The sequence below is a fragment of the Streptomyces sp. NPDC058257 genome (assembly GCF_042881845.1).
Taxonomy (GTDB): Bacteria; Actinomycetota; Actinomycetes; order Streptomycetales; family Streptomycetaceae; genus Streptomyces.
Genome location: NZ_JBHVXJ010000020.1, coordinates 124921 through 145687 on the forward strand (window position 1 = coordinate 124921; position 20767 = coordinate 145687).

22 protein-coding genes are annotated in these 20767 nt (G+C 71.1%); 6 read left to right on the plus strand and 16 right to left on the minus strand.

What is annotated here, in order from left to right; translation table 11 throughout:
* Nucleotides 1–92 precede the first annotated feature (92 nt).
* Complete coding sequence (locus ACFVXC_RS34195) at nt 93–737, minus strand: transglycosylase family protein (RefSeq protein WP_389913522.1); 645 nt, start codon at nt 735–737, stop codon at nt 93–95.
* 530 nt (nt 738–1267) lie between these two features.
* Between ACFVXC_RS34195 and ACFVXC_RS34200 the strand changes: the two genes are divergently transcribed.
* The gene (locus ACFVXC_RS34200) at nt 1268–2068 is read left to right on the plus strand and encodes a hypothetical protein (protein WP_389913648.1); all 801 of its coding nucleotides are present in this window, start codon (nt 1268–1270) and stop codon (nt 2066–2068) included.
* 149 nt (nt 2069–2217) lie between these two features.
* Complete coding sequence (locus tag ACFVXC_RS34205) at nt 2218–2517, plus strand: hypothetical protein (protein ID WP_389913525.1); 300 nt, start codon at nt 2218–2220, stop codon at nt 2515–2517.
* Between the two features lie 82 nt (nt 2518–2599).
* Here ACFVXC_RS34205 and der read toward each other — a convergent pair whose 3' ends face one another.
* The 6 genes from der to ACFVXC_RS34235 form a co-directional block, all read right to left on the minus strand.
* On the minus strand, nt 2600–4081 hold the full coding sequence (gene der, locus ACFVXC_RS34210; protein WP_389913528.1) for a ribosome biogenesis GTPase Der: 1482 nt from the start codon (nt 4079–4081) through the stop codon (nt 2600–2602).
* A gap of 70 nt (nt 4082–4151) precedes the next feature.
* A complete protein-coding gene (locus ACFVXC_RS34215) occupies nt 4152–4799 on the minus strand; it encodes a lysophospholipid acyltransferase family protein (RefSeq protein WP_389913531.1) in 648 nt (215 codons plus the stop codon).
* Nucleotides 4796–5497, minus strand: a complete 702-nt coding sequence (gene cmk, locus ACFVXC_RS34220) for a (d)CMP kinase (RefSeq protein WP_389913534.1) — start codon at nt 5495–5497, stop codon at nt 4796–4798. Before cmk ends, ACFVXC_RS34215 begins: the two co-directional genes overlap by 4 nt.
* A 179-nt stretch (nt 5498–5676) precedes the next feature.
* Nucleotides 5677–6762, minus strand: a complete 1086-nt coding sequence (locus ACFVXC_RS34225; RefSeq protein ID WP_389913537.1) for a prephenate dehydrogenase — start codon at nt 6760–6762, stop codon at nt 5677–5679.
* A complete protein-coding gene (aroH, locus tag ACFVXC_RS34230) occupies nt 6759–7121 on the minus strand; it encodes a chorismate mutase (protein WP_389913540.1) in 363 nt (120 codons plus the stop codon). Before aroH ends, ACFVXC_RS34225 begins: the two co-directional genes overlap by 4 nt.
* A 145-nt stretch (nt 7122–7266) precedes the next feature.
* The gene (locus ACFVXC_RS34235) at nt 7267–7752 is read right to left on the minus strand and encodes a YidB family protein (RefSeq protein ID WP_389913543.1); all 486 of its coding nucleotides are present in this window, start codon (nt 7750–7752) and stop codon (nt 7267–7269) included.
* Nucleotides 7753–7941: 189 nt separating this feature from the next.
* On the opposite strand from ACFVXC_RS34235, the gene ACFVXC_RS34240 reads away from it, so the two are divergent.
* Genes ACFVXC_RS34240 through ACFVXC_RS34255 form a run of 4 tightly spaced genes read left to right on the plus strand, consistent with a single transcriptional unit; the run spans nt 7942 to nt 10487 of the window.
* Complete coding sequence (locus ACFVXC_RS34240; RefSeq protein ID WP_389913546.1) at nt 7942–8628, plus strand: hypothetical protein; 687 nt, start codon at nt 7942–7944, stop codon at nt 8626–8628.
* Nucleotides 8629–8657: 29 nt separating this feature from the next.
* A complete protein-coding gene (locus ACFVXC_RS34245; RefSeq protein ID WP_389913549.1) occupies nt 8658–9251 on the plus strand; it encodes a DUF6529 family protein in 594 nt (197 codons plus the stop codon).
* On the plus strand, nt 9248–9727 hold the full coding sequence (locus tag ACFVXC_RS34250) for a Rieske (2Fe-2S) protein (RefSeq protein ID WP_389913552.1): 480 nt from the start codon (nt 9248–9250) through the stop codon (nt 9725–9727). The genes ACFVXC_RS34245 and ACFVXC_RS34250 overlap by 4 nt, the downstream gene beginning before the upstream one ends.
* A 22-nt stretch (nt 9728–9749) precedes the next feature.
* A complete protein-coding gene (locus ACFVXC_RS34255) occupies nt 9750–10487 on the plus strand; it encodes a DNA polymerase beta superfamily protein (RefSeq protein WP_389913555.1) in 738 nt (245 codons plus the stop codon).
* Here the strand turns inward: ACFVXC_RS34255 and ACFVXC_RS34260 are convergent.
* From ACFVXC_RS34260 to ACFVXC_RS34300, 9 genes are all read right to left on the minus strand, one after another.
* Nucleotides 10460–11464, minus strand: a complete 1005-nt coding sequence (locus ACFVXC_RS34260) for an ADP-ribosylglycohydrolase family protein (RefSeq protein ID WP_389913558.1) — start codon at nt 11462–11464, stop codon at nt 10460–10462. The genes ACFVXC_RS34255 and ACFVXC_RS34260 overlap by 28 nt on opposite strands.
* Entirely contained in the window at nt 11461–12198 is a 738-nt protein-coding gene (locus tag ACFVXC_RS34265; protein ID WP_389913561.1) for an NUDIX domain-containing protein, read from the minus strand. Before ACFVXC_RS34265 ends, ACFVXC_RS34260 begins: the two co-directional genes overlap by 4 nt.
* 134 nt (nt 12199–12332) lie before the next feature.
* Nucleotides 12333–13574 carry a pseudouridine synthase gene (locus tag ACFVXC_RS34270; protein WP_389913564.1) on the minus strand — a complete coding sequence of 414 codons (1242 nt, stop codon included), beginning with the start codon at nt 13572–13574 and terminating at the stop codon, nt 12333–12335.
* 10 nt (nt 13575–13584) lie between these two features.
* Complete coding sequence (gene scpB, locus ACFVXC_RS34275) at nt 13585–14250, minus strand: SMC-Scp complex subunit ScpB (protein WP_389913566.1); 666 nt, start codon at nt 14248–14250, stop codon at nt 13585–13587.
* A complete protein-coding gene (locus tag ACFVXC_RS34280; protein ID WP_389913569.1) occupies nt 14247–15233 on the minus strand; it encodes a segregation and condensation protein A in 987 nt (328 codons plus the stop codon). The genes scpB and ACFVXC_RS34280 overlap by 4 nt, the downstream gene beginning before the upstream one ends.
* Nucleotides 15234–15250: 17 nt before the next feature.
* A complete protein-coding gene (locus tag ACFVXC_RS34285; RefSeq protein WP_389913572.1) occupies nt 15251–15844 on the minus strand; it encodes a hypothetical protein in 594 nt (197 codons plus the stop codon).
* Complete coding sequence (locus ACFVXC_RS34290) at nt 15829–16980, minus strand: ParA family protein (RefSeq protein ID WP_389913575.1); 1152 nt, start codon at nt 16978–16980, stop codon at nt 15829–15831. The genes ACFVXC_RS34285 and ACFVXC_RS34290 overlap by 16 nt, the downstream gene beginning before the upstream one ends.
* A 366-nt stretch (nt 16981–17346) precedes the next feature.
* Complete coding sequence (gene ald, locus ACFVXC_RS34295) at nt 17347–18462, minus strand: alanine dehydrogenase (RefSeq protein WP_389913651.1); 1116 nt, start codon at nt 18460–18462, stop codon at nt 17347–17349.
* 144 nt (nt 18463–18606) lie between these two features.
* A complete protein-coding gene (locus tag ACFVXC_RS34300) occupies nt 18607–20706 on the minus strand; it encodes a tetratricopeptide repeat protein (protein ID WP_389913578.1) in 2100 nt (699 codons plus the stop codon).
* Between the last annotated feature and the right edge of the window lie 61 nt (nt 20707–20767).

A 20767-nucleotide genomic window follows, 5' to 3' on the forward strand; every position in this document is an offset into this window, starting at 1 on the left:
CCCGCCATGGCGCGGAGCCGTGCCGCGCCGCCACGGGCGCGGTCCCACCCGGTCGGCCGACCGAGCGGGACCGCGCCCCTGAGGGGGAGAACTCAGAGGTCGAGCCGCTGCCCGGGCAGGATCACGTTCGGATTCCCGCCGATGACCGCCTTGTTGGCGGCGTACACCTTGTTCCAGTTGGCGCCGTGCGCCGCCGCGATCCGGCTGAGGGTGTCCCCCGGCCGAACGGTGTAGTCACCGCGTCCGGAGCCACGGTCGACATGACTCGGCGTACGCCTCTGCGGCTTGGCGGACCGCTGTTCGGCCACCTTGGGAGCCTTGGCCGTCTTGGGAGCCTTGGCCGTCTTGGGGGCCGCCGGAGCCGCTGCCGCCCCCGGCGCGCTGCCGGACGCACCCGCACGCGCCGAGCAACTGGGCCAGGCGCCCCACCCCTGAGCACGCTGGACCTTCGCGGCGACAGCGATCTGCTGCGCCTTGGACGCGTTGTCGGCGGTCGCCGCATAGGCTCCTCCGCCGTACGCCCGCCAGGTGGACGCGGAGAACTGCAGTCCTCCGTAGTAGCCGTTCCCGGTGTTGATGCTCCAGTTTCCGCCGCTCTCGCACTGCGCGATGCGATCCCACACTCCGCTGTCCGCCGCTCCGGCCTGGCCGGTGGCGGTGAGCAGTCCCAGCGGGGCGAGCAACGCCGCTCCGCCGATCACTGCTGTCCTGCGAACGCACTTGGGACGTGCGGACATGTATTTCCCTCTCGAAGGACTCGGGATCCCCCAGATGTCCCGGGCCTCCTCGCGCATCTGACGCCGGAGGCCCGCTCACCCCGTCCGCCGGAGTGCGGCACTTCGTGCCGCGGTGCTTGAGCTGACTGGTACGGCCGGCGGACGTTCCCGAGCGGTGCTCGCTGCACACGGCGGTGGAATCTAGGCGCCCGCTCGCCCCGCCATCAACCAACCCACTGTCACTCCAGGCCAGCCACTGGTTACCGAGAGTATCGGCGAATTCAAGCCATCCACTTAATTCGCTGATTTTATGATTTGTCGACCAGTTGCCTCAGTGGTGTGTGACCCAGCTCACCGCCCCAACTTCCTTGTACTCAGCAGGCGTTGGCGCGGAGTGATGGATTCCGCCGGACAACTCACCCTCCGCTGTGGATGGTTCGATTCCGTTCGCCTTCGCGCGTGACTTGCACCACTGATCGCCCGTTGTCTTCTTATGAGCCGGGCACCCCCGGTCCGCACGCAACGATTCCGAGGAGCCACCCGTGCCGCGCATGCTCGACGTCGGCGACGACGTACGCGCCGAGATCGGCGACGAAGAAGCCGACCGGCTCCTTGCCGGAGAGAACGCCCCGGGCAGTTACGACTGCACGTCGTGCCGCACCCCGGGCGACACCGAACAGGAACGCACCAGCACGGTCCTGTTCATCGGCGACGAGACCGCCGTACTGGCCTTCGCCCACGCCACCTGCCTGCCCTCCCAGATCGTCCAGGTCTCCGAGGAGCAGTTGCAGGGCGCCGTGCGCTCGATCACCGGCGAGGACGGCACCGGCCTCGCCGGATACCCCGGCCCCGGCCCCGGTCCCGGTGAAGCAGCGCCCGACCAGGCGGTTCTCGGCGTGACCAGCGGTCTCGTCCTCATCGAGGGCGAGCTGCGGCCCGCGCTCGTCGTCGAACCGACCGGAGCCATCGCCCGCCCCGGCACCGAGCCCGGCGGCGACAGCTTCCTGCAGCTCCTGGTCGAGCAGGGCTTCTCGCCGGTGGCCTCGCTCGACGGGGTACCACCGGTGCTGCACGGCTGGTCGGTGCTGCTCGCCGCGGGCCAGCTGCACGCCGTGCTCCAGCCCGGTACCGGCGGCGGGGCCCCCGTCGCCTGGTGGCAGGCCCACCACCCGCTCCAGGTCACCGATGCCTGGCGGGCCGCGGCCAACAAGCTGCAGACGGTGCTCCTGTTCGCGGCGCCGGTCGGCTCCATCGGCCGCCAGCACCGCGAGGACCTGATGCGCGACGCCCTGGACAAGGCGGCGGCACACGGTCGTCTGGTCGCGGCCACGATGCCGCTCGCCGGCACCTGAGCCCGCGCGGGCCGCGCCGCTCACGCTCCCGGCGCTCCGTGAAAGCGGCGCGGCCCCCGCATCCGTCCGGGCACGGGGTCGTTGGCACATACGTGCACACATACGACCCTTCCCGCCCCCGGCCGGCGTACCAGACCCCCATCCCCTCCATGCGCTCGTCGCAGGACACGGGGGGCGCCCACTCGGCCACGCCGATCTACGACGCGCTCTACTCGGAGTACCGCAGGTCGTTCAAGGCCCTTCCGGGAGACCGGTCCGGCGAGGAGGATCTGGGGTTCACGTCGTTCGGCGGCGCACCGTACGGCATGCACCGGACCGCTGACCGGAACGAACCGCGGTACAACACCTTCAGCCAGCTGCACGTCACCCGCTACGGCAACGAGCAGCACGGCACGGCGCACCAGCAGTCCCCCGCGGCGCTTCCCCCCGCGCCGCGCAGGGGGCTCTGAGTCGCCACCGCCAATGGGCCGGGGCCCGCCTCCCTGAAGGAGGCGGGCCCCGGCCCATTGGTCCATCCGTGCCCGCTGCCGCCTACTTCTTGCGGCCGCGCTTCTCGCGCACCCGGACCGAGATGTGGATCGGCGTGCCCTCGAAGCCGAACTCCTCACGGAGCCTGCGCTCCACGAAGCGCCGGTAGCCGTGCTCGATGAAGCCGGAGGAGAAGAGCACGAACCGCGGCGGCTTCGTGCCCGCCTGGGTACCGAAGAGGATGCGGGGCTGCTTGCCGCCACGGATCGGGTGCGGGTGCGAGGCGACGAGCTCGCCGAGGAAGGCGTTGAGCCGCCCGGTCGGGACGCGCGTCTCCCAGCCCGCGAGGGCCGTCTCGATCGCCGGGACGAGCTTCTCCATGTGGCGGCCGGTCTCGGCGGAGACGTTGACCCGCGGCGCCCACGCGACCTGGAGGAGCTCGGTCTCGATCTCCCGCTCCAGGTAGTAGCGGCGCTCCTCGTCGAGGGTGTCCCACTTGTTGAACGCGACGACGATGGCGCGGCCCGCCTCGACGGCCATCGTGACGATGCGCTGGTCCTGGACGCTGATCGACTCGCTCGCGTCGATCAGGATGACCGCGACCTCCGCCTTCTCCACGGCGGCCGCCGTGCGCAGCGAGGCGTAGTAGTCGGCGCCCTGCTGGAGGTGGACGCGCTTGCGGATGCCCGCGGTGTCCACGAACTTCCAGACGATGCCGCCCAGCTCGATGAGCTCGTCGACCGGGTCACGGGTGGTGCCCGCGATCTCGTTTACGACCACGCGGTTCTCGTTCGCCACCTTGTTGAGCAGGGACGACTTGCCGACGTTCGGACGGCCGATGAGCGCGATGCGGCGCGGGCCGCCGAGCGCGGTGCCGAAGGTCTGGGCGGGCGCCTCGGGCAGGGCCTCGATGACGGCGTCCAGCATGTCGCCGGTGCCGCGGCCGTGCAGCGCGGAGACGGGGTACGGCTCGCCGAGGCCGAGGGCCCACAGGGCGGTGGCGTCGGCCTCGCCGGACTGGCCGTCGACCTTGTTGGCGCACAGGACGACGGGCTTGCCCGACTTGCGGAGCAGCCGTACGACCGCCTCGTCCGTATCGGTCGCGCCGACCGTGGCGTCCACGACGAAGACGACCGCGTCGGCCGCCTCGATCGCGTACTCGGCCTGGGCGGCCACGGAGGCGTCGATGCCGAGGACGTCCTGCTCCCAGCCGCCGGTGTCGACGAGCTTGAAGCGGCGGCCCGCCCACTCGGCCTCGTACGTCACGCGGTCGCGGGTCACGCCGGGGCGGTCCTCCACGACGGCTTCGCGGCGGCCGATGATGCGGTTGACGAGGGTCGACTTGCCGACATTCGGGCGGCCGATCACCGCGAGGGCGGGCAGCGGGCCGTGGCCCGCCTCACCGATCGCGCCTTCGACGTCCTCGGCGTCGAAGCCTTCCTCCGCGGCGAGCTCCATGAACGCTGCATACTCGGTGGCATCAACGTCGCCAAGCGCCCCGTGCTCCGGCTCGGCCGAGCCTTCGGGCTGGATCTGGTCGTTCATGAAGTCCGTACCTCTGTCGTATTCGTGATCGGTGGACCGCCTCGCGACGGGCCACTACTGAAAGTCTCGCTCAGCGCCCGGTCAGGCGCCTGGCATGGTCCAGGTGAGCGGTGAGCCGCTCCTGGATGCGCACGGTCGCCTCGTCGAGCGCCTTGCGCGTACGCCGTCCGCTGTCGTCGCCCGCTTCGAACGGGTCACCGAAGACGACGTCGACCCTGCTGCGCAGCGGAGGCAGCCGCTTTATCAACCGTCCGCTCTTCTCCGTGCTTCCCAGGACCGCGACCGGCACGATCGGCGCTCCGCTGCGCACGGCGAAGTAGGCGAGGCCGGAGCGCAGCGAGGCGAAGTCGCCCTCGCCCCGGGTGCCCTCGGGGAAGATCCCGAGGACGCCTCCGTCGTCGAGCACGCCGAGGGCCCGGGTGATCGCCGTGCGGTCGGCGATCTCACGGTCCACCTTCACCTGCCCGATGCCGTGCAGGAAGCGGTCGAGGGGCCCGACGAACGCTTCCTTCTTGATGAGGAAGTGCGTCGGCCTTGGCGCCGTGCCCATCACCATCGGGCCGTCGACGTTGTGCGCGTGGTTCACGGCAAGGATCACCGGACCGGTCGGAGGGACCCTCCAGGCGCCGAGGACGCGGGGCTTCCACAGGCCGTACATGAGGCCGACGCCGATGCGGCGGCCGACCTCCGCACCCCGTTCCGATGGCGCCGCGGTCACTTCGCTGCCCGCTTCTCCTCGACGAGGGTGACGACGCACTCGATGACCTGCTGCAGCGTGAGCTCGGTGGTGTCCACCTCGACGGCGTCGTCGGCCTTGGCCAGCGGCGACGTCTTGCGGCTCGAGTCGGCGGTGTCCCGCTGGATGAGCGCCTCACGGGTGGCGGCGACGTCGGCGCCCTTGAGCTCACCGCTGCGGCGGGCGGCGCGGGCCTCGGGCGAAGCCGTGAGGAAGATCTTCAGGTCCGCGTCGGGCAGGACGGTCGTACCGATGTCACGCCCCTCGACGACGATGCCCTTCTCGGCGGACTCGGCGATGGTGCGCTGCAGGTCCGTGATGCGGGAGCGCACCTCGGGGACGGCGCTGACGGCGCTGACCTTGGAGGTGACCTCGGTGGTGCGGATCGGCCCCGCGACGTCCGTGCTGTCGACCGTGATGGTCGGGGCGAGCGGGTCGGTGCCGGAGACGATCTCGGGCTTGCCCGCGACCGCGGCGATGGCGGTGGGGTCCGTCAGGTCGATGCTGTTGTGCACCATCCACCAGGTGATCGCACGGTACTGGGCGCCGGTGTCCAGGTAGTTGAGGCCCAGCTGGGCGGCGACGGCCTTCGAGGTGCTCGACTTGCCCGTGCCGGAGGGCCCGTCGATGGCGACGATCACTGCTGCGGGCGCCGAACCGGCGGTTTCCACGGTTTCCACGGGGTGCGGAACCTTTCTGTGTGCACAGGGCTGGAGCAGGGCGGCATTCCTGCCCCGCACAAGGTTACTGGCTCCTGTGGCTGCCTCTTACTGCCCGGGGGAGCACCCCTGTCCCGCCCGCTTCGCGGCGGGTGCTCTCCGGCCCGCCCACCCGATCGCCCCGGATCCGCCCGCCCTGATCACTGCCGGATCGCCCAGCCCCGCTCCCGCAGCGCCGCCGTCAGTACCGGGACCGCCTTCGGCTCCACCATCAGCTGCATGAGGCCCGCCTGCTGTCCGGTCGCGTGCTCGATGCGTACGTCCTCGATGTTCACCCCGGCCCGGTCCGCGTCGGCGAAGATCCTGGCCAGCTGTCCCGCCTTGTCGTCGATGAGCACCGCCACGACCTCGTACGTGGTCGGCGCGGTCCCGTGCTTGCCGGGCACCCGGACCTGTCCGGCGTTGCCCCGCCGCAGCACGCCCTCGACCGAGGCGGCGCCCTCGCGCCGCTTCGCCTCGTCCGCCGACTGCAGCGCGCGCAGCGCCGTCACCGTCTCGTCGAGGTCGGCGGCGACGGCGGAGAGCAGATCGGCTACGGGGCCGGGATTGGCCGACAGGATGTCGATCCACATCCCCGGGTCCGACGCGGCGATGCGCGTGACGTCACGGATGCCCTGCCCGCACAGGCGCACCGCCGTCTCCTCGGCGTTCTCCAGGCGCGCCGCGACCATGCTGGAGACCAGGTGCGGCATGTGCGAGACGAGCGCGACCGCCCGGTCGTGCGCGTCGGCGTCCATGACGACCGGCACGCCGCGGCAGAGGGCGACGAGCTCCAGGGCGAGGTTGAGGACCTCGGTGTCGGTGTCGCGGGTGGGCGTGAGGACCCACGGCCGCCCCTCGAAGAGGTCGGCGGTGCCGGCGAGGGGGCCGCTGCGCTCGCGCCCCGACATGGGGTGCGTACCGATGTACGGGGTGAGGTCGACGCCGAGCGCTTCAAGCTCCCGGCGCGGGCCGCCCTTCACGCTCGCCACGTCGAGGTAGCCGCGGGCCACATCGCGCCGCATGACGTCGGCCAGCGTCGCCGCGACGTGCGCGGGCGGCACGGCGACGACGCACAGGTCGACCCGTCCCGCGGGCTCTTCGTCGGTGCCCGCGCCGAGCGCGGCCGCCGTGCGGGCCTGTCCGGGGTCGTGGTCGGCGAGGTGTACGTCCACGCCGCGCGAGGCGAGGGCCAGGGCGGCGGAGGTGCCGATCAGGCCGGTGCCGATGACGAGGGCGGTTCTCACTGGGCGATGTCCTTGCGCAGGGTGGCCGCGGCGCCGAGGTAGACGTGCGTGATCTCGGCGCGGGGCCTGTCGGACTCTATGTGCGCGAGGACGCGGACGACCCGTGGCATGGCGCCCTCGATCTGGAGTTCCTGCGCGCAGATCAGCGGGACGTCCACGATGCCGAGCCTGCGCGCCGCCGCCGCGGGGAAGTCGCTGTGCAGGTCGGGCGTCGCGGTGAACCAGATGCTGATCAGGTCGTCCTCCGCGAGCCCGTTCCGCTCGATGATGGCGGTGAGCAGCTCGCCGACCTGCTCGTCCATGTGGTCGGCCGCGTCCCGCTCCAGCTGGACGGCGCCCCGGACCGCTCGTACCGCCACAGTGCTGCTCCTCGCTCACGTACGTATGACTGATGTACCGACAAGGGTAGTCAGGGTCCCGGGGACGAGTGCGCGGCGCCCGCCTGCCGAGACGGACGCCGCGTGCCTCACGGGGGTGGGAACCGGGGTGGGACCCGCAGTCGGGTCAGAGCTTCTGCTCCTTGATGAGGTCCTCAAGGGAACCCGACGGGACCTGCCCCTCCGGAGTCAGTTTGTCGACAGCCTGGGGCAGCTGCCGCGCGATCTGGTCGGCGGCCTCGTCACGGCTGACGCCCGCCTCGGTGGCCACCTTGTCCAGGGTCTCGTCGGGGACGGCCTGCTTGACGTGGTCCGGGCTCAGCGGCTGGTTGTCGCCCTTGCCGACCCAGGAGTCGAGCTGGTCCTGACTGACCAGGCCCGACTTCGTGATCATGTCCATCAGGCCGCCCAGCGGATTGCCGCCGCCTGAGCCGCCTTGCCCGCCCGCACCGCCGCCGGAGCCACCGGAGCCGCCGCCCAGCAGGCCGCCGATCAGCGAGCCGAGGACGTTGCCGCCTCCGGAGCCACCGGCAGCGCCGCCCTGTCCCCCTTGACCTCCTTGGCCGCCGCCGAGGAGACCGCCGAGAAGGCTTCCCAGATCGTTGCCCGCCATGGTCGCGCCTTTCGAGTGAGTGGCCGGGTCGGCGCCTCGAAGGGGCACGGACCTCAGACCATGTCAATGTCGCCCGAATCGCCCTCTGTCGCCACTTGGACCGATTGGTGGGTGTTCAACTATGGACGCCGGGGCGCCGTTCCGCTTGCATGGAGGAGCCGTCACGGCCCAAGCCTCGGGGGAGGCCGCATGAAGCGCTCGGGACCGCTGTACACGCTTCTGGGGGGACTGCTGCTCGCCCTGTTCATGCTGTCGCTCAACGCGGCGACGGGGACGGGCAATTCGTCGTACGGGAAGGACTCGCCCGGCGCCGCGTCGTCGGCGCCCCCGTCCGCGAAGCCCACCAGGAACACGCCCGCACCGACCAAGAGCCCGTCCGAGAGCCCGTCCAAGAAGCCGGCCGGGAAGCAGGCCGGGAAGTCCGAGTACGCGGGCCGCACGGCCGACGACGCCGCCGCGGTCTCCCTCTCGATCCGTGACGGCAAGGCCATCGCGTACTACTGCAACGGCCGTGACGCCGAGTCCTGGCTGAAGGGCGACATCAAGGACGACGGCTCCATGCGCCTCACCGGCGAGCACGGCGCGAAGCTGGACGGCACCCTCGCCGACAACGCGGTCCGCGGCAAGGTCGAGATCGGCGAACAGCCACGGGACTTCACCGCCGCCAGGGCGAAGAAGCCTTCCGGCCTCTACCGCGCGACCACCGAGGTGCGCGGCGCCAAGATCGACGGCGGCTGGATCGTCCTGCCCGACGGGCGGCAGGTCGGCATCCTCAAGCAGGACGGCGAGCCGCGGACGGCCCCGCACCTCGACCCGGAGACCGGCGCCGTCACGTTCGACGGCGGCGAACTCACCGCACGGCCCGTCGTGCCCTGACCCCGCTCCGCCCCGACCAGGGAGCCGCCATGAGCGTCGATCCGAACGCCGCAACGCAGGGCGGCTTCGGCCCGCCCCCCTCGTCGGGCGACCACCGCCGCCCGAGCGCCGCCCGCTATCTCGTCCCCGCCCTGGTAGCCGCGACGGTCGCGGTCGGCCTCGGTGTGTACGGCAGGACGCACGACCCCGAGGGCACGGCCTTCAACCTCGCCGGGTTCAGCAGCACGAGCGCGGTAAAGGCCTGGCTGGGCACGACGGCGTTCGCCTTCGCGCTGATCCAGGTCGTATCGGCGCTCATGGTCTACGGCCGCCTTCCGGGACCGTCCTGGTCAGCGGCACTGCACCGCTGGTCGGGCCGGATCGCGTTCCTGGTGGCGGTCCCCGTGGCGGTCCACTGCCTCTACGCCCTCGGCTACCAGACGTACTCGACCCGGGTGATGTGGCACTCGCTGCTCGGCTGCTTCTTCTTCGGGGCGTTCAGCGCCAAGATGCTGCTGCTCCGCTCGGAGAGGCTGCCCGGCTGGCTGCTTCCGGTGATCGGCGGCCTGGTCTTCGTGGTCCTCACGGTGGTCTGGCTGACGTCGGCACTGTGGTTCTTCCGTACCTTCGGAGTGACGACATGAGCACCCCACATCCCACCAGGCGCACCGTCATCGCCGCGGGCGGAGCGGTCGCGCTGACCGCCGGATGCAGCAAGTACGGGGACGAGGGCGCGAAGCCGCCGGGGTCGCAGCCGCCGTCAGCGGCGTCGCCCTCGTCCTCGCCCTCGAAATCAGGTGGGAAGAACGGGAAGAAGCAGCCGCCGCCCAAGGCCGAGGAACTGGCGAAGACCTCCGACATCCCGGTCGGCGGCGGCAAGATCTTCAAGGACAAGAAGGTCGTCGTGACCCAGCCGGAGAAGGGCGACTTCAAGGCCTTCTCCGCGATCTGCACCCACGAGGGCTGCACGGTCAGCCAGGTGGCGGACGGCACGATCAACTGCCCCTGTCACGGCAGCAAGTACCGCGTGGCGGACGCCTCGGTGGCGGCCGGCCCCGCGCCACGCCCGCTCCCCCCGGAGAACATCACGGTCACCGGAAATTCGATCACCCTCGGCTAGCCCAGGGCCGTACGCTCCCCCCATGCAGAGCCCTCGAAGACCCAAGGCCCCGGGCCCCGACCTGGATCTCGTACGCGAGCACACCGTCTACGCCTGCGTGATGGGCTCGCGCGCCTTCGGCCTTGCCACGGACGGCAGCGACACCGACCGCAGGGGCGTCTTCCTGGCCCCCACACCGCTCTTCTGGCGCTTCGAGAAGCCGCCCACGCACGTGGAGGGACCGGCGGAGGAACAGTTCAGCTGGGAGCTGGAGCGCTTCTGCGAGCTGGCCCTGCGCGCCAACCCGAACATCCTGGAGTGCCTGCACTCGCCCCTCGTGGAGCACGTGACGGACACCGGCCGCGAACTCCTCGCCCTGCGGGACGCGTTCCTCTCCCGCCGGACCCACCTCACGTTCGCCGGCTATGCCCACGGCCAGCACAAGAAGCTCCAGGACGACGTACGCCTGCACGGCGCACCCCGGTGGAAGCACGCGATGCACCTCCTGCGCCTCCTGACCAGCTGCCGCGACCTGCTGCGCACCGGCAGGCTCACGCTCGACGTCGGCGACCAGCGCGAGCCGCTGCTCGCCGTCAAGCGCGGCGAAGTGCCGTGGTCCGAGATCGAGTCCTGGATGGGGCGCCTCACGCGGGAGGCGGACACGGCGGCCACCCGCAGCCCGCTGCCCGCCGAGCCGGACCGGGAGCGGGTGGCGGACTTCCTGTTCCGCGTGCGGCGGGGGTCAGCCCTGGCTCAGGAATCCCAGAGCGCCCCGAGCTGAAGCAGTTCCTCCCGGTACTCGATCCGCTCGGACCACTCGGCGGGCCAGGCGTCCGCGCCCATATGGGCACCCGCGAACGCGCCGGCCAGGCAGGCGATCGAGTCGGAGTCGCCCGAGGTGCAGGCTGCTCGGCGCAGGGCGGTCACGGGCTCGTCGGGGAACATCAGGAAGCACAGCAGGCCGGTGGCGAACGCCTCTTCGGCGATCCAGCCCGCGCCGGTGGCCAGGCAGGGGTCCGTCTCCGGGTTGGCGTCGCGCACTGCCGCCGCCAAGCGCTCCAGGATCGCGAGGCAGTCGTCCCAGCCGCGCGCGATGAAGTGTTCGGGGGTCGGGTCCTGAGAGCGGGTCCACAGGTCGCCGAGCCAGTCGTGGCGGTAGTTGGTGCGGTTCTCGATGGCGTACGAGCGGAGCAGGCCGACCAGGCCCATCGGTTCGGCACCCTCGGCGAGCAGCTTGACCGCGTACGCGGTGAGGTCACTGGCCGCGAGCGCGGTGGGGTGACCATGGGTGAGCGCGGACTGCGTCTGCGCGGCACCGGCCCGCGTCTCCTCCTTCAGCCACGGTATGAGCCCGAGCGGCGCCACGCGCATGTTCGCCCCGCACCCCTTGGAGTGCGGCTGGCTGGCGTCACGCCAGGGGCGTTCGGGGTCGGCCAGGAGGTCACAGGCCTGTAGGCAGGTGTTGCCGGGGGCGCGGTTGTTCTCCGGATCGTGGTACCAGGCCACGTACTCCCCGCGCGTCAGGAACGCGAAGCGCTCGGGCCCACAGAACCCGCGTGCCGACGCGGCCTTCAGCGCACGGCCCAGCGCAAGCGTCATCTGCGTGTCGTCCGTGACGATCGCGGGCCTGGGCAGCTCCATCTCCCGCCAGGGTCCGCACTTGGCGAGGATCGACGGCACGTCGTTGAACTCCGTCGGGAAACCGAGCGCGTCCCCGAGTGCGAGGCCGATCAGGGATCCGGTGGCGGCTCGCTTCATGAGGGCTGTCCTTCCGAGGGGGGCGTCGAGACGGGTGCGGGGCGGAGCAGGGGTGGGTGCAGGGCGGTGGCCGGACCCGCCCGGTAGAGGGCGGCCGGTTTGCCCCGGCCGCCGGTCAGGCGCGCGGCGCCGGGGATCGCCTCGACGAAGCCGGACGTGCCGAGCACCTTGCGCCGGAAGTTGGCCGGGTCGAGCTCGGCGCCCCACACCGTCTCGTAGACCTGCCGCAGCTCGCCGAGCGTGAACTCGGGCGGGCAGAAGGCCGTGGCCAGGCCGGTGTACTCGAACTTGGCGCAGACGCGGTCGTGAGCGTCGGCGAGGATCCGGTCGTGGTCGAAGGCGAGCGGCCCCTGGGCGCCGTACGGCAGCCACCGCGCGTGGGCGGCGTCGCTGCCCGCCCGCACCGGGGGCGGATCGGGGACGAGCGCGGCGAAGGCGACCGAGACGACGCGCATCCGCGGGTCGCGGTCCGGCTCGCTGTAGGTGCGCAGCTGCTCCAGGTGGAGCCCGGCGCTGTCCTTGAGGCCGGTCTCCTCGGCGAGCTCACGTCCCGCCGCGGTCTCGGCCGACTCGTCCGGCAGCACGAATCCGCCGGGCAGCGCCCAGTGTCCCGCGTAGGGATCCTGCCCGCGTTCGACGAGCAGCACGTGCAGACGGCCCGCGCGGACGGTGAACACGGCGAGGTCGACGGTGACGGCGAACGGCTCGAAGGCGTACTTGTCGTAGCCCTGCATGACCCTCCCCCTTGTTTATGGTCAGTACGACTCTAAAGGGGTAAGGGTCTGCACCGCAACACGCAGAACGAAAGGCGGCCGGCCCCCGCATTCGCGGGGACCGGCCGCCTTCACTGACCTCGGAGCGGACTCGCCTAGAGGTCGACTTCCTGCATCAGCATGCCGACCTCGGTGTTCGACATCCTGCGCAGCCAGCCGGACTTCTGGTCGCCCAGCGTGATCGGTCCGAAGGACGTCCGCACCAGCTTGTCGACCGGGAAGCCCGCCTCGGCGAGCATGCGGCGCACGATGTGCTTACGGCCCTCGTGCAGCGTCACCTCGACCAGGTAGTTCTTGCCGGTCTGCTCGACGACGCGGAAGTGGTCCGCGCGGGCGTACCCGTCCTCGAGCTGGATGCCGTCCTTGAGCTGCTTGCCCAGGTCGCGCGGGATCGGGCCGACGATGTGCGCGAGGTAGACCTTCTTCACGCCGTACTTCGGGTGCGTGAGGCGATGGGCCAGCTCACCGTGGTTGGTGAGCAGGATGACGCCCTCGGTCTCCGTGTCGAGCCGCCCCACGTGGAAGAGCCGCGTCTCGCGGTTGGTCACGTAGTCGCCCAGGCACTGCCGTCCCTCGGTGTCCTCCATGGTGGAGACGACACCGGCGGGCTTGTTCAGGGCGAAGAACTGGTACGACTGGGTGGCGACCGTCAGGCCGTCGACCTTGATCTCGTCCCGCTCCGGCTGGACCCGCAGGCCCTGCTCCATCACGATCTCGCCGTTGACCTCGACACGGGCCTGCTCGACGAGCTCCTCGCAGGCACGGCGCGAGCCGTAGCCCGCACGGGCGAGGACCTTCTGCAGCCGCTCGCCCTCCTGCTCGGCGCCGGGGAAGGTCTTGGGCGGGCTGACCTTCGGCTTGCCCGCGTACCGCTCGCGGTTGCGCTCTTCCTGCCGTGCGTCGTACTCACGGGAGGTCGCGGGAGCTCCCGCGCCGCGCCGCGTGCCCCTGTCCGAGCCCTGAGGCGACCTGGGGCCACCCTTGGCGCCGCCGCGCGCGGCCGCGCCACGGCCCTTGCGGGAGGCGTCGCCGCCTACGTCGTAGCGGCGCTCCTCGGGACGGGGCTTGCTCTCACGCTTCGGCTCCTGGTCGTCACGCGCGCCACCGGCGCCGCGACCCTGCCGGTCGGGGCTGTTACCGGAACCCCGGTAATCGCGGCCGCCACCGCTGTTGCCGCGGCCACCACCGCTCGGGCGGCCACCACCGCTCGGGCGGCCACCACTGCTCGGGCGGCCACCGCTGCTGGGGCGCCCACCGCTGCTGCCACGGCTGCCGCTGTTGCCACCACGGCTCCCGCCGTTGTTTCCGCTGCTGTTCCTGCCGTTGCTGCTTCGCATCAAATTTCCGTTAGTCGGCTGTGTCCTGTGTGTACTCGTATCCCGGTGCATCGGGTGCGTCCGGGTCGAACGACAAAGCGCCTTCCAGCGTCTCGGCCTCGATCGCCTCCGCCTCGGGGAGGAAGGGCGCGAGCTCCGGGAGCTCGTCCAGGCCACGCAGGCCCATCCGCTCCAGAAAGTAGTTCGTCGTCCTGTACAGGATCGCACTTGTTTCGGGTTCCGCGCCCGCCTCCTCCACCAGGCCCCTCTGGAGAAGCGTCCGCATCACACCGTCACAGTTCACTCCGCGCACCGCGGAGACCCGGGAACGGCTGACCGGCTGGCGGTACGCGACGACCGCGAGGGTCTCCAGGGCCGCCTGGGTGAGGCGGGCCTGCTGCCCGTCGAGCACGAAGCGCTCGACGGCGGCGGAGTACTCGGGCCGCGTGTAGAACCGCCAGCCGCCCGCGACGAGCCGCAGCTCGAAGCCCCTGCGCTGCACGGTGTACTCGTCGGCGAGCTCCCGCACCGCCTCGGCGATCTGCCGCCGGGGCCTGTCGAGGATCTTGGCGAGGTGCTCCTCGGTGGCCGGTTCGTCGACGACCATGAGTACGGCCTCCAGGGCGGGCCGCAGCTCCAGATCGGCGACGGCGCCCACCAGGTCTCCGGCAGGACTCGCGTCGCTCGTCGGGCTCATGTGACGGTCTCCTCACTCGTCTCACCCGGCGGATCGGGTGCGCGGTCGAACTCGTCCGTCACCGTCGGCTGCCCCTCGCCGTCCCCGCCGGTCCAGCGCACCATCAGCTCGCCCAGGGCGTCCTCCTGGTCGAGCTCCACGGCCTTCTCGCGGTACAGCTCCAGGAGCGCCAGGAAGCGGGCGACGACGGTGAGGGTGTCCCCCGCGTCCTCGACGAGCACCTGGAAGCTGACCTCGCCCCGCTCCCGGAGCCGGGCCACGACCACCCCGGCCTGCTCCTGCACGGAGACGAGCGGGGCATGGATGTGGTCGACGTACACCTGGGGCTTGGCCCGGGGCTGCATCGCCTTCACGGCGAGCGCGGCGAATCCCGCGGCGCCGATGCTGATGACGACTTCTGGCAGCAGTTCGGCGTGGTGGGCCTCCAGGCCCACGGTCCGCGGATAGCGGCGCGCCTCGTCGTCGAGCCGCCCGCTGAAGATGTCGGCGATGCGTTTGTACGCGCGGTACTGAAGCAGCCGCGCGAAGAGCAGGTCCCGCGCTTCGAGCAGCGCGAGATCCCCCTCGTCCTCGACCTCGGCGGCGGGCAGGAGCCGGGCGGCCTTGAGGTCGAGCAGGGTGGCGGCGACCACGAGGAACTCGGTGGTCTGATCCAGGTCCCAGTCGGGTCCCATGGCGCGGATGTGCGCCATGAACTCGTCGGTCACCGTGGACAGCGCGACTTCGGTGACGTCCATCTTGTGCTTCGAGATGAGCTGAAGCAGCAGATCGAAGGGGCCTTCGAAGTTGGCGAGATGGACCTTGAACCGCCCGTCGTCCGGCTCGGGCGGCATCTCCGGCTCGGACTCGGGTTCCGGCTCCGGCTTGGACTCGGGCCCCGGCTCAGAGGTCGGCCCCGGCGCGGGAGCCGCGGGCTCCGCGCCGGGGCCACGCCCCAGCGCACGCCGACGGGCGGCCGGTGCGGAATCGTCGTTCAGGGGCATCGGCGGGAACGCTACCGCTACCGCCCGCGCAACCGTCGTACGAGAATGCTCGCGTCCCCGCGTGACTCAAGATCCGCCAGGACCACGGCGACCGCCTCGCGGACGATGCGCCCGCGGTCGACCGCGAGCCCGTGCTCGCCCCTCAGGACGAGACGCGCGTGTTCGAGGTCCATCAGTTCCTCGGCGGACACGTACACCGTGATCTTCTCGTCGTGCCGCTCGCGCCCGCTGGGCCGCCGGTTGGCCGCCCGTGCGCGCCGCCGCGCCTGTGCCGTGGAGGAGGAGTTCGCGGACCGGCCGCCCTGTGCGGCGGCGCCTTCCTGACCCTGGTCGGGACGGCGTCCGTCCTTCTCGGCGTCGGCGGTGGCCGACCGGCTGCGGGACTCGCCCGACTCCGCGTCGGCGGCGCCGTGTTCGGCGGCGTCACCGCCACCTCCTCCGGTGACACTGCCGTGCGCGTCGACGGCAGCCGCCTCGTCGCTCTCACCCGCGGGCGGGGGCACCCGCGCCTCGCCGTTCGTCTGGCGGCGCGGGGACGACGACTGCAGCGCCATCCCCCCGGTCGTGCGGAACAGCTCGTCGGCCCCCGGCAGACTCACTCGGCGTGACACCGGGCGAGCACCTCCCTGGCGAGCTGGCGATAAGCGGCCGCGCCGACCGAGTTCGATGCGTACGTCGTGATCGGCTCACCGGCGACCGTGGTCTCCGGGAAGCGGACCGTGCGTCCGATCACTGTGTGGTACACGTGATCGTCGAAGGCCTCGACCACCCGCGCGAGCACCTCACGGCTGTGCACCGTGCGGGAGTCGTACATGGTGGCGAGGATGCCGTCGAGCTCCAGGTCGGGGTTGAGCCGCTCCTGGACCTTCTCGATCGTCTCCGTCAGCAGGGCCACACCGCGCAGCGCGAAGAACTCGCACTCGAGCGGCACTATCACCTTGTGAGCGGCCGTCAGGGCGTTCACGGTGAGCAGGCCGAGCGAGGGCTGACAGTCGATCACGATGTAGTCGTAGTCCAGCATCAGCGGCTTCAACGCCCGCTGCAGCGTGGACTCGCGCGCGACCTCGCTCACCAGCTGCACTTCCGCGGCCGACAAGTCGATGTTGCTGGGCAGCAGGTCCATGTTCGGGACCGCCGTCTTCAGCAGCACCTCGTCCGCGGACATGCCCCGCTCCATGAGCAGGTTGTAGACCGTCAGGTCCAGCTCCATCGGGTTCACCCCGAGGCCCACCGAGAGCGCGCCCTGCGGGTCGAAGTCGACGAGCAGGACCCGGCGTCCGTACTCCGCGAGCGCGGCACCCAGGTTGATGGTCGACGTCGTCTTGCCCACGCCGCCCTTCTGGTTGCACATCGCGATGATCTTCGCGGGACCGTGATCGGTCAGCGGACCCGGGATCGGGAAGTACGGCAGCGGGCGTCCCGTGGGACCGATGCGCTCACGGCGCTGACGGGCCGCGTCCGGGGCCAGCGTGGCCGCGTACTCGGGATCGGGCTCGTACTCGGCGTCAGGGTCGTAGAAGTGCCCCTGGGGCAGTTCCTCGTAGTCGGCGAGTTGGGTGTGGGTGGTGTTCTCGCCACTCCGGTCGCCGGCCATGGCGTTCACGTGATGGCCATCCATGCTCTGGGGTGCAGACGATGTCGGTTGCGTCGGCTGTGTCTGCTGGGGGTTCTGGCGGGCTGCGAAGGTGCGGACAGCGACGGAGCCGACAGCCTCGAGTCCCACGGGTCCTCGGCCCCGCTCGGACATTCCTGGTTGACCACCCCCGGGAGCAAATGTCGACTCATTCACAAGTCGTCTTACCTCCTTGGTGACCAGGAAATTTCTCGATAGGTCAGCGTGGCACTATGCCGACGGTTGGCGACTCTATGGCGTGTCACCGGTCCGCAGCAACACAATCCGCCGGACCCGGCCCGATGTGTCGGCAATCGAACGCCCCCATGTCAAGGGCGCACGGCACGCCGTCACCACAATTCCGGGGTGGGCGAATCGGTTAAAGGGTTACGTTCAAGGCGAGTTGACCATGTCCATGGACATACGCATACGGCCGGACCCCTCTCAAGGTCCGGCCGTTGGCGTGAGATTGACGACTCTCGTTGACGAAAGCGGTCAGGTTCAGCCGAGGAGCGTCTCGAGCTCGACGTGCTCAAGGCCGTGCGACTCGGCGACCTCCTTGTAAACGACCTTGCCGTCATGGGTGTTGAGGCCCAGGGCGAGCGCCCTGTCACGGCGCAGCGCCTCGGTCCAGCCGCGGTTCGCCAGCTCGACGATGTACGGCATCGTCGCGTTGGTCAGCGCGTACGTCGAGGTGTTGGGCACCGCGCCGGGCATGTTGGCGACGCAGTAGAACACCGAGTTGTGGACCGGGAAGGTCGGCTCGGCGTGCGTCGTCGGGTGCGAGTCCTCGAAGCAGCCGCCCTGGTCGATGGCGATGTCGACAAGGACACTTCCCGGCTTCATCCGCGACACGAGCTCGTTGGTGACGAGCTTGGGGGCCTTGGCGCCCGGGATGAGGACGGCGCCGATGACGAGGTCGGCCTCGACGCACGCCTTCTCGAGCTCGAAGGCGTTGGAGACGACGGTCTGGATCTTCGTACCGAAGATCTTGTCCGCCTCCTTGAGCTTGTTGATGTCCTTGTCGAGCAGGGTGACGTGGAAGCCCATGCCGATGGCGATCTGCGCGGCGTTCCAGCCGGAGACGCCGCCGCCGATGACGACGGCCCGGCCGGCCGCGACACCCGGAACGCCGCCGGGAAGCACACCGCGGCCGCCGTTGGCGGCCATCAGGTGGTAGGCGCCGACCTGCGGGGCGAGACGGCCCGCGACCTCGGACATCGGGGCGAGCAGCGGGAGCGCGCGGTTGGCGGTCTCGACGGTCTCGTACGCGATGGCGGTGGTGCCGGACTCCAGGAGCGCGTCCGTGCACTCCTTGGAAGCGGCCAGGTGCAGGTAGGTGAAGAGGGTCTGGTCCTTGCGGAGGCGGTGGTACTCCTCCGCGACCGGCTCCTTGACCTTCAGGAGGAGGTCGGCGGCGGCCCAGACCTCGTCGGCGGTCTCCAGGATGCGGGCGCCGGCGGAGACGTACTCCGCGTCCGTGATCGAGGAGCCGACACCGGCGTTCCGCTCGATGACGACCTGGTGGCCGTGGCGCACCAGCTCGTGCACACCGGCGGGGGTGATGGCCACCCGGAACTCGTTGTTCTTGACCTCGCGGGGGATACCGACCTTCACGTCGATCACGGTCCTCTTGGCTCAGGGATTTTTCGGGCAATACGCTAGATACCGATACACAAGAGGGCGCATCGGAGACACCGCGGAAGTACGCGGCGGAGCCAGTCTAATGAAGGACTTCTCGCTGTCTAGCCTTTCAATGCATCAATCTTCTGCGGAAGTGCTACGGATTTCGCAGGCGGAAGCCGTCGCTCCATCTTTCGATGCAAGCCCTGCGACCTCCTTGAGCTCCGTTCCGAGCATGCGTTCGGCCGCACCGCGGTGCAGCCGGGCGGCCACCGGGTCGCCGAGCCGGTCCAGGGTGTCGGCGAGCCTGAGCTGCAGCGCAGCCTGGAGACGTACGTCGTCGGCCCGCCGCGCCCACTCGACGGCTTCCTGGCAGGTGCGCAGCGACTCCTCGGGCCGGCCCGCGTACTCCTGCACCCGCGCCAGCTCGCTCAACGCCCTTGCCTGGCCCGCCACATCGCCGGTCTTGCGGTGTCCGGTGACGGCCGAGCTCCAGTTGCGAAGCGCTTCGCCGTACCGGCCCGCGTACGTGTGCACCGTCGCGATCCGGCCGTAGAGGCGTGCGGCGTCGGTGCGCTCGTCGCGCGCGAGCCGATGGGCCAGGGCGCGCCCGAACCAGTCCGACGCCCGCGGCCAGTCCCCCAGCTCCTGGTAGGCACTGCCTACGGATTCCATCGCGCGGCCGGTCGCGTACGGATCATTTGCCTGCCGTCCGGCATCCAGTGCCAGGCGGTAGCGCACCAGCGCCCCCTGCGTCCGCCCCGTCCTCGCGTCCAGATCCGCGAGGTTCAGGAGGGCCGCCGCCTGCTCGCGGGGCAGCTTCCTGCGCTCGGCCACGTCGAGGACAAGGCGGTGGATGCCGTACAGCTCGGGAGCCGCGTCCTGCGTGCCGCGATGGGCGACCAGAGCCCGCGTCAGGGCTGCCATCAAGCGCCGCGCGAGGGTGTCGAGCTCTCCGTCGGCGACCGCGAGGCGGGCCGCCGCGAGCAGGGCGGGCTGCCGGATACGCAGCCACTCGGACGCGGCGTCGGGGCTGGGGAAGCGCAGGGCGCGCGGCATGCCGGCGAGCTTCTTGCGGGCCGCCGAGCCATCCGGTTCCGTGATCGCCCGGCAGGACTGGAGCAGCCGCACGGTCCGCTCCAGCATCCTGGCCCGGGCCAGCTGGATCTCCGCGGGCCGGTCCTGGCGCTCGGTGCAGGTGCGGAGCAGCGGCACCAGGCAGGCGGGCAGCTCGTACTGCGGCAGCGGCGACTCCACGGCCCTGACGAGGCCGAGCTTCACGAAGTCGTCCAGGGTCGTGCGGGCGGCGGAGACCGAGCAGCCCGCGAGCGCGGAGGCGGTGTGCGGGTCGACGTGGCCCGCGGGGGCCAGGGAGAGGAATCGCAGTATCCGCGCGGCCGCTCCCGGCAGGGAGGCGTACGAGAGCTGGAACATCCGGGAGAGGGCGCCGGGCGCGGACTCGTCCTCGGGCCTGTCGTGCACCTGCTTGGCCAGGTCGGCGACGGCCGCCTTGGGCCGCCCGGAGAGCCAGCCACCGGCAAGGACGAGTGCGGCGGGGTGCGCGCCGCACGCCTCGACCAGGCTCTCCGCGGACCGCGGGTCCACGGTGATGCGCACCGGGCCCGCCGCGCGGGAGAGCAGTTCGACCGCGGCCGCGGTGTCCAGGCCGCCCAGCGTGCACGGCCGCACGTCCGGGATCCCGGTGAGCGGGCCCTCGGACACGGCGACGGCCAGGCATTCGGGCGCGTCCGGGATCAGCGGGTCGACCTGCTCGGCGTCGGCGGCGCCGTCGAGGAGCAGCAGCGCCCTGCGTCCCGCCAGGGCGTTCCGGAGCACTTCGGCGAGCTCGTCCTCGTCGGCCCCGGGGGGCGCGGGGACGTCGAGGGCGTCCAGGAGTTCCCTCGCGGTGCGTTCCGTGGGCACGCGCGTGCCGTCGGGGTCGGTGAGGTGGGTGCGGAGCACCCCGTCGGGGTAGTTGTCGGCGAGCCGCCGCGCGAGTTCCTCGGCGAGCGCGGTGCGGCCGGATCCTGGACGGCCCGCGATGAGGAGCACGCGTGCGCGTGGCGCCTTGCGGCCCGAGATGGTGTCGAGCCCGGCGCGGTCGATGTCGGCGCGGAGCTCTTTCAACTCTCTGCGCCTGCCGACGAATTGACCGCCTTCGGAAGTCCGGTCCGAAGCGATCCGCGGCACCGGGCCGCCCACCGCCGATCCGTCCGTGTCGACCGCCTGATCCGTCACGGGCCATGCTCCGTCCGCCTGCGCGCGAACCCGCCGGGACTCCGGTCGGGACGCTTCCAGA

Excerpts from the sequence above, each read along its gene's own strand:
- ACFVXC_RS34255 (WP_389913555.1), top strand. The coding sequence starts at position 9,750 with ATGCAGAGCCCTCGAAGACCCAAGGCCCCGGGCCCCGACCTGGATCTC.
- ACFVXC_RS34290 (WP_389913575.1), bottom strand. The coding sequence starts at position 16,980 with ATGTCCGAGCGGGGCCGAGGACCCGTGGGACTCGAGGCTGTCGGCTCC.
- ACFVXC_RS34200 (WP_389913648.1), top strand. The coding sequence starts at position 1,268 with ATGCTCGACGTCGGCGACGACGTACGCGCCGAGATCGGCGACGAAGAA.
- ACFVXC_RS34235 (WP_389913543.1), bottom strand. The coding sequence starts at position 7,752 with ATGGCGGGCAACGATCTGGGAAGCCTTCTCGGCGGTCTCCTCGGCGGC.
- ACFVXC_RS34240 (WP_389913546.1), top strand. The coding sequence starts at position 7,942 with ATGAAGCGCTCGGGACCGCTGTACACGCTTCTGGGGGGACTGCTGCTC.
- ACFVXC_RS34265 (WP_389913561.1), bottom strand. The coding sequence starts at position 12,198 with ATGCAGGGCTACGACAAGTACGCCTTCGAGCCGTTCGCCGTCACCGTC.
- ACFVXC_RS34245 (WP_389913549.1), top strand. The coding sequence starts at position 8,658 with ATGAGCGTCGATCCGAACGCCGCAACGCAGGGCGGCTTCGGCCCGCCC.
- ACFVXC_RS34205 (WP_389913525.1), top strand. The coding sequence starts at position 2,218 with ATGCGCTCGTCGCAGGACACGGGGGGCGCCCACTCGGCCACGCCGATC.
- ACFVXC_RS34280 (WP_389913569.1), bottom strand. The coding sequence starts at position 15,233 with ATGCCCCTGAACGACGATTCCGCACCGGCCGCCCGTCGGCGTGCGCTG.
- scpB (WP_389913566.1), bottom strand. The coding sequence starts at position 14,250 with ATGAGCCCGACGAGCGACGCGAGTCCTGCCGGAGACCTGGTGGGCGCC.
- ACFVXC_RS34250 (WP_389913552.1), top strand. The coding sequence starts at position 9,248 with ATGAGCACCCCACATCCCACCAGGCGCACCGTCATCGCCGCGGGCGGA.
- der (WP_389913528.1), bottom strand. The coding sequence starts at position 4,081 with ATGAACGACCAGATCCAGCCCGAAGGCTCGGCCGAGCCGGAGCACGGG.
- ACFVXC_RS34270 (WP_389913564.1), bottom strand. The coding sequence starts at position 13,574 with ATGCGAAGCAGCAACGGCAGGAACAGCAGCGGAAACAACGGCGGGAGC.
- ACFVXC_RS34195 (WP_389913522.1), bottom strand. The coding sequence starts at position 737 with ATGTCCGCACGTCCCAAGTGCGTTCGCAGGACAGCAGTGATCGGCGGA.
- ACFVXC_RS34260 (WP_389913558.1), bottom strand. The coding sequence starts at position 11,464 with ATGAAGCGAGCCGCCACCGGATCCCTGATCGGCCTCGCACTCGGGGAC.